Here is an 8576-nt window from a genome sequence, read left to right as displayed (position 1 = left end):
AGATGCTGGCAACGACTTGATGTACGGCGACTCCGGCAGCGATATTTTGTGCGGCGATCGGGGTAACGATACCATTAGCGGCGATCGCGGGGAAAATCTGCGAGGCGCTGTGGGTGAAGACGGCCAGCAAGACTGTATTAACGGTGGTAGTGGCGATGACCTGTTATACGCCAATGAAGGTCAAGATACTCTCAACGGTGATGATGGTAATGACACTGTTTACGGAGGGAAAGATCGCGATATTCTCAATGGGGGTGCAGGGGATGACTGGCTGTTTGGCGACGGGGGAGATGATACTTTGATAGGAGGTATTGGCAGCGATCGTTTTGTGTTGAGTGCTAATAACGGTATCGATACTGTGCTCAATTTTGATGTAGGAACTGACAAGTTTGTCCTCGGCGAGGGCTTGAGTTTTGACTCGTTGCAAATTAACTCGACTGCCAATGGCTTTTTAGTAAAATTTGCTGGCAGTGGGGATGTTTTGGCTCAGGTTTTTGGGGCTAATAATTCTCTCACTTCTCTCGATTTTGTGGCTGGGACTCGGTAAGAGCGGAGTCATATTAGGTTCCGTAAAATAACCATTATCAGGTTGGGAGTAAGGACTTCAATCCTCCGAAAACTCCCTCTAAATTCCTCACTACTAACCTGATAATGTGTTCTTTTGCGGGGAAATAATATAAGTTTAACCAGAGCGTATATGGCTCCATGCACACCACACTTTACGGCTGTTTGTGCAAAAAATCTAATCCTAAAAAAATAGCTGCGATGCTCCCGGATACGCAAATTTCTCGGTTTGCTATTTTACAAAAAACTTCGGCAAGTGGGACTAAAACTACTTCAATATCTTCTGTGATATCCAATTGTATTTGGGTGGCAAGCTTGACATTTTTAGCAAAGTATAGGTAAATACAATTGGTATCTTTTACGGGGTTATCATATAAGGTTGCTAGTTCCAAAATTTCTTCAGCAACATATCCCGTTTCTTCGGCAAGTTCTCGGGCGGCAGCAGATTTGGCGCTTTCTTCTGCAGGATTGAAAGTTCCAGCCGGGAGTTCCAGCAAAATCTCGCCTGCTCCGTGCCTGTATTGGCGCACAAATACAAGTTCTTGCTGCTCTGTCGTGGCAAATACTAGGGCGATATTGGGTCGGACATGAACAAAAAAGTCGTCTATAATTTGTCCGCTTGGCAATTCTATTTCGTCTTGTCTAACCTGACACCACTTGTTGTTAAGAACGAAGCGCGATCGCAATAATTTCCATTTAGCTAAATTTTTCATATCGCCATAATGCTAAACTTTCAGCGTCATCCGAAGGCAAAATTTTCCCATCCATAATCTATTTCAAATCCAAAATTTCACCCAGCCGCCATGCCATACAAAAAATTACTCACCAGATTTGGGGAAGACTTACAAAAATTGGCTGTTAATTCTCTAGCACCCGGATTATTTGCGATCGAGTCACTGAGTCTGAGTCTAGCAATCGTCGCCGCAGTTGCAGCGGTGCCGGCAGCACAGCAACCAGCAAATGCTTCTACAGTCACAAGTTGGCAATTCGATCCGGCGACAAATCAGCTAGAAATTACTCTCCCAGAGGGAACAACTCCTACATATTCTCTACTCAACCCGAATCAAATTGCTGTGGATTTGCCCAATACTGAGATCGGAGTAGATGCAACTCAGCTATACCCGCAAGGTACTGTACGTTCTGTGGGGGTGAGTCAACTTCAACCGGGAACGGCGAGAATTCTGGTCAATTTGGCTCCCGGAGTCGGTTTCAGCGCAGGGAAAGTTCAATTCCAAAGAAGCGGGGTAGAAAATCGCTGGGTGTTGCGTCCTTCGATCGAACCGACTCCTATTGTGGAAACTTCCGAAACTCAACCCCAGCCTGCAATACAAGTACCGCAAAACCAGCCGCCGACAGATTCCAACTCAACTGGTGCCCCAAAGGTCGATCGACCTGACCCTCCTACTTCCCTGAATCTCGCTACAAATTCTTCGCAGCCACCAACTCCCAACGACCAAATCCGACCGCTAAGAGTTCCTTTAGTCAGTGTTCGCATTGACGGAGGCTCAGGGGTACAAGGTACTGCTGTACCCCGCCTAGCTCCTCAAATAACGGCTGCTGATGCACCCCAACAGCGGACGCTTACCTTTGGTGAACCACTTCCTCGCGGACGATCGAATGCTGTTTCGCAGGCTGCGGCTGGGGCGAATGTCTTGTTGCCGGCGGGGACGGAGCTCAGTTTGCTATACCCCGGTGCTGAGGCTTTGCGCCTTGCCCGTGCGAAACCCAGCCGAGAGGAAGTGCTGCTGCTACAAGGGGGAATTCTCGACAGTCGCGGCAATACGATCGTACCTGCTAATACGCCGGTCATCGGCCGATTTGAAACGACCAACCTCGGCAGTCGATTTGTTGTCGAAGCTATTAGTCTGAACGGCCGCAATATCCCTCTCTTCGCTCGCTCGGAACCTGTGGGAGGCCGCCGACAACAGCCTTCCGATCGCAGTTTGTTGCGAAATACTGGTATTGGTGGTTTAGCTTTGTTCTTGCTGAGCGGCTTTTCCGGTATCGGTTTGTTGGCGGGAGCAGCCGGTGGTGTTGCTACAACTTACGTCGCTGCTCCTCAACCTGCTACGATTCAACCCGGCCAAATTTTGCAAGTTCAGTTAACCGAAGATTTCCCGCAGTTCGGTTTTTGAAGGAACAAGTCCGAGGTTTGAGGGAAGAAGGAAGTCTTCCTTGGAACCTCGGGCTTCAAAATCTACTGAGAGCAGTTTCCCTTGTATTAAATAAAGTAGGGACTTAGGCTAAGCCTAAATCCCTACCCGAGCATCTGTACTTCACTCAACTGAAAACCGCTATATCGGCGATTTAGAAATTTTGACCTTCAGTGGTTGGAGCTATCGAACCCGGTTGGTTGAGGAAGAGGTTTTTAGCGCCGTCGTTTTGGTAGATACAGTTAATTTCGGGTTGAGCTTCCAGGGGGCCGGTGAAGCCAAAGGTGTTCATGCGATTTTTGCACTCTCGCACTTGGTTTTGGCTGATGAGTTTTCTTTGTTCCAGAATTGCCCAGTTATTGGTTCGCAGGACGCATCCGGGGCGCATACTCGGCTGCGAGATGTAGACGTTGAAGGGGTTGAGGGTGACGTAGAGGCGCATATCTGTCACCATCGCGCTTGCTCCAAACTGCACGCAAAGTTCTGGGTTCGGGGCGCTACGATCGATAAATTCGCGGGATGCTACGTTCTCTGGGCTAATGGTAGCTGTGGAGCTAAAAGCAATGCCAATCCCAATTCCCAGAATAAAGACGGCTGTTAAAATCCCAAGGGTGGCGGAATTGAGGAAAGAGGGTTTGCCGGACTGAGGTTGACGCCGCGACTGTCCGCCAAATGAGCCGGAGTCTTCATCTCCCCGGGATGCGTCGCCGCTGAATCTGTCGTCGTTGTAAGATTTAGGTTTGCGTTTCATATAAGGTTCCCTCAGTTCTGGAGACTCAACAGGTAGTAGTTTGTTATTTTTAACCGATCTCGCCTTTCTAATATTATGGCGCTAGGAAGGTGGTTGCGGAGGGCCCAGGACACCCCTGTGGCTTTGGTGTGGGGTTCACAGCTCGCGATCGACCAAGGGGCTGCCTTGTCTGATTATTCAGATTTCAATAAAATAACTGAAAGTGACATACTCTTGCACAGCGGAGGAATCCGGTTCAAGATTGTTGACAAATTTTAACATTTTACAAGTCAGGAGGTATAGATTAGTGTCTGTCGAAATTATTCAAAAAAGTTCCACAGTCCGCAAGCTGGCACCGCGCTACCGCGTTCTGCTGCACAATGATGATTTCAATCCTATGGAGTACGTGGTGCAGACTTTGATGGCGACGGTACCGAGTCTGACTCAGCCACAGGCTGTGAATGTGATGATGGAAGCCCACACTAACGGGATGGGACTGGTGATTGTTTGCGCTCTCGAACACGCTGAGTTTTACGCTGAAACGCTCAACAATCACGGATTGAGCAGCAGCATCGAACCTGACGATTAGAACCTGACGGCACTGCAACCGATTCGCCCAGGGCGTTTCAGGCTCATACCGTCAACCCTCATACCAAAAAGCCAAGGGTTAGGCCCTTGGCTTTTTGGTATATTTAAAGCGGTAGATATGGAAACTTGAAGAGCATAGGTTTTTCGGAACGGCCGGAAGTGGTTCGGAGCTAGGTGAGCTCGATCGCCAATTTCAACTCTCCAATCTCAAATCTTTATCAGAGGAAATTAATAACGTCCTCCGCCACCGCCTCCTCCTGCGCGACCAAATTTCCCAGGGCCGCCGCCCCGGTTGCCGCCACCCCGGCCTTCATCTTCGCGGGGCTTAGCTTTGTTAACTTTGAGGTCGCGACCCATCCACTCTGCTCCGTCGAGAGCACTAATGGCTGCATCTTCTTCTGCATCTGTTGACATTTCTACAAAACCGAAGCCGCGGGGGCGACTGGTTTCTCTGTCGGTAGGTAGATGTACTCGCTTAACGGTTCCGTATTCGGCGAAGACGGTGGTGATGTCTTCTTGGGTAACTTGGTAGGATAAGTTACCGACGTATATCGACATGAGGAATAACTCCAAAATTTAGACAGTGCGAAGATTTCAGTTTCGGAGAGTCCCCTGCCGATACAGAAGGGCAAGTTTTTAGACAATTCTGTAGCAATGAACAAAGCCTGCAACTGAATCTGATTCACACTTGGTACTTTAACATAGAATAGCGTCTTTTGAGTAGGTTTCAGCAGTTAATTAAGTCGTTCTAATTAAACGTAAAACTTTTAGGGTATTGAGAAACCTGGTTTCTCGGCGTGATGTTTTGTCAAGGTGGAAGCACAGAAAGTTGTAGCGCGCGCTCTCACCGCAGGAAAGATACATCCACCTTGCCAAAGTTTGTACTCAAAGCTAGGTTCACGTTTTCCAGGGCTTTGACTAACCACACCACGCCTTCTCGGGTACTGAATTCATAGTGACCGAACAAAATTGCCAGCCGCTTTTCTAGGTAGGGCTTGACTTTGCCGCAAATTAGTACGATTTTCAGCAGCAAACCTGTGGTTTGGGTCGGCCCGAGATTAGAGATCAGGTCGATGAAGACAAAGTGGTTGGGCCGCACAGGACTCTCTACTACTAAAAAGTTCAATAACTGGCTGCAAGTTCTGATCATTAAAAATTCGTTGAACTTCTGATCGTCGCTGTGAGGAAAGGTATTTTGTAGTTGCTTATACAATTTTTCGTTAAATTGACGTTTGCCGTAGCGATCGTCGGTGACAGAAGAAATCAGGTATTCGTACAAGTCGTCTTTAAATGAGCCGTAAGACGCAGTTGTGCTGGCGTTCGCCGTGAAGCGACCCGCTAGCTCTCTGTAGGTATCGGCTCCTTCTACTTTTCCGACAAATTGCTTGAGGGCAAAGAACAGTTCCGGATCGCTCAACAGCGTTGGGTTTTTTATAGGCTGTATAATTCTCCCGAAGGAAATTGAGGTTTCCCGCCGTGCTGTTTGGGCTTTTCTCACTTGGTGAGCGACGTATTGGGAGAGGTTGACCTCAAATTGCTGCTGCTTTTGAGCTTGGATTTTTTTAATGATTTTCTGCTGTTCGTAGGTGCTGTCGTCGCTGAGCAGGCAGTGTTTATACAGGTAAGGATAGCGGGGAATTAAGGTTCCGAGGGCAAGGGTAGCAGGGATTTTGCTGTTGCTGCTATCTTCATTGCTGTGAGTTATGACTTTGGCTAAGCGTTGGAGTGTGAGGTACTGTTCGCTTTCGGTAAATTGATTTACTAATTTGGGGATCGAGCCTCGCGCCCGCGATTGATTGTAGCCAAATAGTATTTTGGGTGCTTCTTCAAACAGAGCGATCAATTCAGGGATGGCTGCTTGCTTGCTGGAGTAAGTTTGCCAGCGGTTGATCAGGATGTGGCAGCAGCGGTTGAGGATGTACTTGAATTCTTGTTCAGCGTGTTCTGAGGCTGCTATTTTTTCGAGTGCCTCGGCGACGGAGCGATCGGGATATCCGGTACCATGAATAAACAAAGTGCGAAAGCGGCTGATGAGTTCAGCCGGCTGCTCTCGTTGTACCAACTCCAGCCAGTGCTTGTAAAGTAGCTGTTCTTCTTCGTAAATTTTCTGTCTATTGTAGTCGTTCACTGTGGATTAACCTCCCAGTCTGGGGCAAGAGCTTTCAGCGCTATTAGCTTGATGAATTGGCAGATGAAGCGCAACAATTGAGTCAACCGAGCTGCTCGCCGGATGAGGCTTAGGGGTAGAAGCTGTCAGCAGCTTAAGCCGATCGATATTTTTTGCTTAGTTAAAACTAATTACCAACATCAGCATGGCATGAATTGTTGGTAATTAGCAAGGCCTTAAATCAATATAGACTTTGTAAAGTATTGGTAAAGACTGTGAGTAGGTACGGAAGAATTTCTTGGTTTGCTGACGATTTAGTATTACGATTGTCAAGGTCTATCCTGGCCAGCAGCCCCCTGTCAGTTAAATGTCAGGTCAAGCAAGGTAGGATTAGCTGTGAAAATAATCATTTGAAAGGTGAGTGCTGGTTATGGTTTGTCGCGTAAGTATCGCCAGACTTTTTGAAATTTTAAATGTACCTTTGCCTGCTGTGCCTGACGATGTTTTGACAGCTTTAGGGACAGGGATTGCCACAGATACGCGCACTCTTGAGGGAGGCGAAGTATTTTTGGCGCTGCGGGGAGACAATTTTGATGGCCATCAATTTGTGGCAAAAGCCCGGGATTTGGGGGCGATTGCGGCGATAGTCGATCGACATTGGCAAGAGGAATTGCCTAATTTTCCGCTGTTGCGCGTGGACGATACTTTAAAAGCTTATCAGTCGATCGCCCGCTGGTGGCGAAACCAGTTCAGTATACCTATAGTTGCTGTTACTGGTTCGGTCGGTAAAACTACTGTTAAAGAATTAATTGCGGCGGTTTTGTCAACGAGAGGAAATGTTCTTAAAACTCAATATAACTACAACAATGAAATTGGAGTACCAAAAACTCTGTTAGAGCTTTCGCCCTCACACAATTATGCTGTAATTGAAATGGGAATGCGCGGGAGTGGCGAAATAGCGCTGCTGTCCCAAATTGCGCGTCCTACAGTGGCGGTAATTACTAACGTAGGAACGGCGCATATCGGGCGATTGGGTTCGGAAGAGGCGATCGCCCAAGCTAAGTGCGAACTGTTAGCCGAAATGCCTGGTGATAGCATTGCTATTCTCAATCACGATTGTGACAGATTAATAGCAACTGCGGGCCAAGTTTGGCAGGAAAAAACCTTAACTTACGGTTTAGAAGGCGGCGATTTGTGCGGAAAATTGCTCAATAATGATACAATGTCTGTAGAAGGTGTGGAATTGCCACTGCCGCTGCAAGGACGGCACAATGCTGTAAATTATTTGGCGGCTTTGGCGGTAGGAAAAGTTTTAGGTATTGATTGGGAAGTTTTAAAGCAAGGTTTGTCTGTGCAGTTACCGGATGGACGGGCGCGCCGCTACGATTTGCCGCAGGATATTGTGATTCTGGATGAGACTTACAATGCTGGTTTGGAGTCGATGTTGGCGGCCCTGAGACTGTTAGCAGATACTCCAGGAAAGCGCCGGATTGCGGTGTTGGGAACGATGAAGGAATTGGGCGACAGGGCGATCGAATTTCACCGACAAGTGGGAACGGCGGCGCGAGAGTTGAATCTGGATGCTTTGTTTGTTTTTGCTGATTTTGAGGAAGCGGCCGCGATGGCTGCGGGTGCGGCGGGTTTGCCTTTTGTGGAGGTTGAAGATATTGCGAGGGAGAATTCCCGCGAAGATTTAGCAAGGCATTTAATGGAGTTTGTCACACCGGGCGATCGTATTTTATTTAAGGCCTCTCATTCGGTGGAGTTGAATCGAGTTGTTGAGAAAGTTAGAGCTGATTTGGGCGGGGAAGAATAGAACAGAAACTTGGCGGTTGTGACTCGGCGATTTATATCGTTTCCGATGAAGAGCGGATTTGATATTAAAGAGACTTTTTGGCGAACCAGAATGATGCCAGTCTCGGTGGCATCATTCTGGTTCGCCAAGTGAGGACTATCTGCTCGGACGCCCTTACTGACTAACTGCCGCAAGCATTCGCTTCAGCACTTGCTGCATCACCTGAAGTTCTTCATCATCCAGGTGACAGGCAAAGTATTCTGCAATTCCTTCAGCGTAAACCGTCCACATTTGCTGTTGCATCGCCAATCCTGCCTCAGTCAGCACAGCATAGGTGCCACGCCGATCGCTCGGACAGCGTTTTCGATATAGCAGTCCGGCTTTTTCCAGGCGATCGACCAGATGGGTCAGATTGCTGCGGCTCAACAGCACCTTCTGGGCTAAATCGCTTAAGCGCAGACGATACTCTGGCGCTTCTTTGAGCGTCAACAGTACATCGTACCAATCCATCGAGGGCAGCCCTGCCTGAGAAAACTTTTCGCCCATCCGATCGAGCAGCTTGACGTTGGCGGTGATAAAAAGCCGCCATACAGAGTTCCGTAGATTGTCCAGTTTAGGTTTAGCAGTCATCTCAGGATT

At 48.1% G+C, this 8576-nt stretch carries 9 protein-coding genes; 4 read left to right on the top strand and 5 right to left on the bottom strand.

Going from position 1 to position 8576, the window contains the following annotated elements; genetic code table 11:
* Positions 1-547, top strand: a 547-nt coding sequence (locus QUA13_RS11885) for a calcium-binding protein (RefSeq protein WP_333198601.1), incomplete at its 5' end; no start/stop codon positions are given.
* Between the two features lie 172 nt (positions 548-719).
* Here QUA13_RS11885 and QUA13_RS11880 read toward each other — a convergent pair.
* Positions 720-1277, bottom strand: coding sequence for an NUDIX hydrolase (locus tag QUA13_RS11880; RefSeq protein ID WP_333198599.1), 558 nt, complete (start codon positions 1275-1277; stop codon positions 720-722).
* A gap of 90 nt (positions 1278-1367) precedes the next feature.
* Here QUA13_RS11880 and QUA13_RS11875 point away from each other — a divergent pair, with 90 nt between their 5' ends.
* Positions 1368-2699 carry an AMIN domain-containing protein gene (locus QUA13_RS11875; RefSeq protein WP_333198597.1) on the top strand — a complete coding sequence of 444 codons (1332 nt, stop codon included), beginning with the start codon at positions 1368-1370 and terminating at the stop codon, positions 2697-2699.
* A gap of 172 nt (positions 2700-2871) precedes the next feature.
* On the opposite strand, the gene QUA13_RS11870 is transcribed toward QUA13_RS11875, so the two are convergent.
* The gene (locus tag QUA13_RS11870; protein WP_333198595.1) at positions 2872-3468 is read right to left on the bottom strand and encodes a DUF3172 domain-containing protein; all 597 of its coding nucleotides are present in this window, start codon (positions 3466-3468) and stop codon (positions 2872-2874) included.
* A gap of 286 nt (positions 3469-3754) precedes the next feature.
* Here QUA13_RS11870 and clpS point away from each other — a divergent pair, with 286 nt between their 5' ends.
* A complete protein-coding gene (gene clpS / locus QUA13_RS11865) occupies positions 3755-4036 on the top strand; it encodes an ATP-dependent Clp protease adapter ClpS (RefSeq protein WP_172192892.1) in 282 nt (93 codons plus the stop codon).
* A 227-nt stretch (positions 4037-4263) separates the two neighbouring features.
* Here clpS and QUA13_RS11860 read toward each other — a convergent pair whose 3' ends face one another.
* Together QUA13_RS11860 and QUA13_RS11855 are read right to left on the bottom strand one after the other, a co-directional pair.
* Positions 4264-4593 carry an RNA-binding protein gene (locus tag QUA13_RS11860; RefSeq protein WP_333198593.1) on the bottom strand — a complete coding sequence of 110 codons (330 nt, stop codon included), beginning with the start codon at positions 4591-4593 and terminating at the stop codon, positions 4264-4266.
* Between the two features lie 286 nt (positions 4594-4879).
* Positions 4880-6163, bottom strand: coding sequence for a hypothetical protein (locus QUA13_RS11855; RefSeq protein WP_333198591.1), 1284 nt, complete (start codon positions 6161-6163; stop codon positions 4880-4882).
* A 409-nt stretch (positions 6164-6572) separates the two neighbouring features.
* Between QUA13_RS11855 and QUA13_RS11850 the strand changes: the two genes are divergently transcribed.
* On the top strand, positions 6573-7958 hold the full coding sequence (locus QUA13_RS11850; protein ID WP_333198589.1) for a UDP-N-acetylmuramoyl-tripeptide--D-alanyl-D-alanine ligase: 1386 nt from the start codon (positions 6573-6575) through the stop codon (positions 7956-7958).
* Positions 7959-8111: 153 nt separating this feature from the next.
* On the opposite strand, the gene QUA13_RS11845 is transcribed toward QUA13_RS11850, so the two are convergent.
* Positions 8112-8567, bottom strand: coding sequence for a MarR family transcriptional regulator (locus tag QUA13_RS11845; protein WP_333198587.1), 456 nt, complete (start codon positions 8565-8567; stop codon positions 8112-8114).
* Between the last annotated feature and the right edge of the window lie 9 nt (positions 8568-8576).

The sequence above is a fragment of the Microcoleus sp. S28C3 genome (assembly GCF_036700785.1).
Lineage (GTDB): Bacteria > Cyanobacteriota > Cyanobacteriia > Cyanobacteriales > Microcoleaceae > Microcoleus > Microcoleus asticus.
This window is presented reverse-complemented; position numbering and strand designations above follow the sequence as displayed.

Bases quoted from the DNA above. Each gene is read 5' to 3' on its own strand.
- QUA13_RS11880 (WP_333198599.1), bottom strand. From the start codon at position 1,277: ATGAAAAATTTAGCTAAATGGAAATTATTGCGATCGCGCTTCGTTCTT.
- QUA13_RS11875 (WP_333198597.1), top strand. From the start codon at position 1,368: ATGCCATACAAAAAATTACTCACCAGATTTGGGGAAGACTTACAAAAA.
- QUA13_RS11870 (WP_333198595.1), bottom strand. From the start codon at position 3,468: ATGAAACGCAAACCTAAATCTTACAACGACGACAGATTCAGCGGCGAC.
- QUA13_RS11860 (WP_333198593.1), bottom strand. From the start codon at position 4,593: ATGTCGATATACGTCGGTAACTTATCCTACCAAGTTACCCAAGAAGAC.
- QUA13_RS11850 (WP_333198589.1), top strand. From the start codon at position 6,573: ATGGTTTGTCGCGTAAGTATCGCCAGACTTTTTGAAATTTTAAATGTA.
- QUA13_RS11845 (WP_333198587.1), bottom strand. From the start codon at position 8,567: ATGACTGCTAAACCTAAACTGGACAATCTACGGAACTCTGTATGGCGG.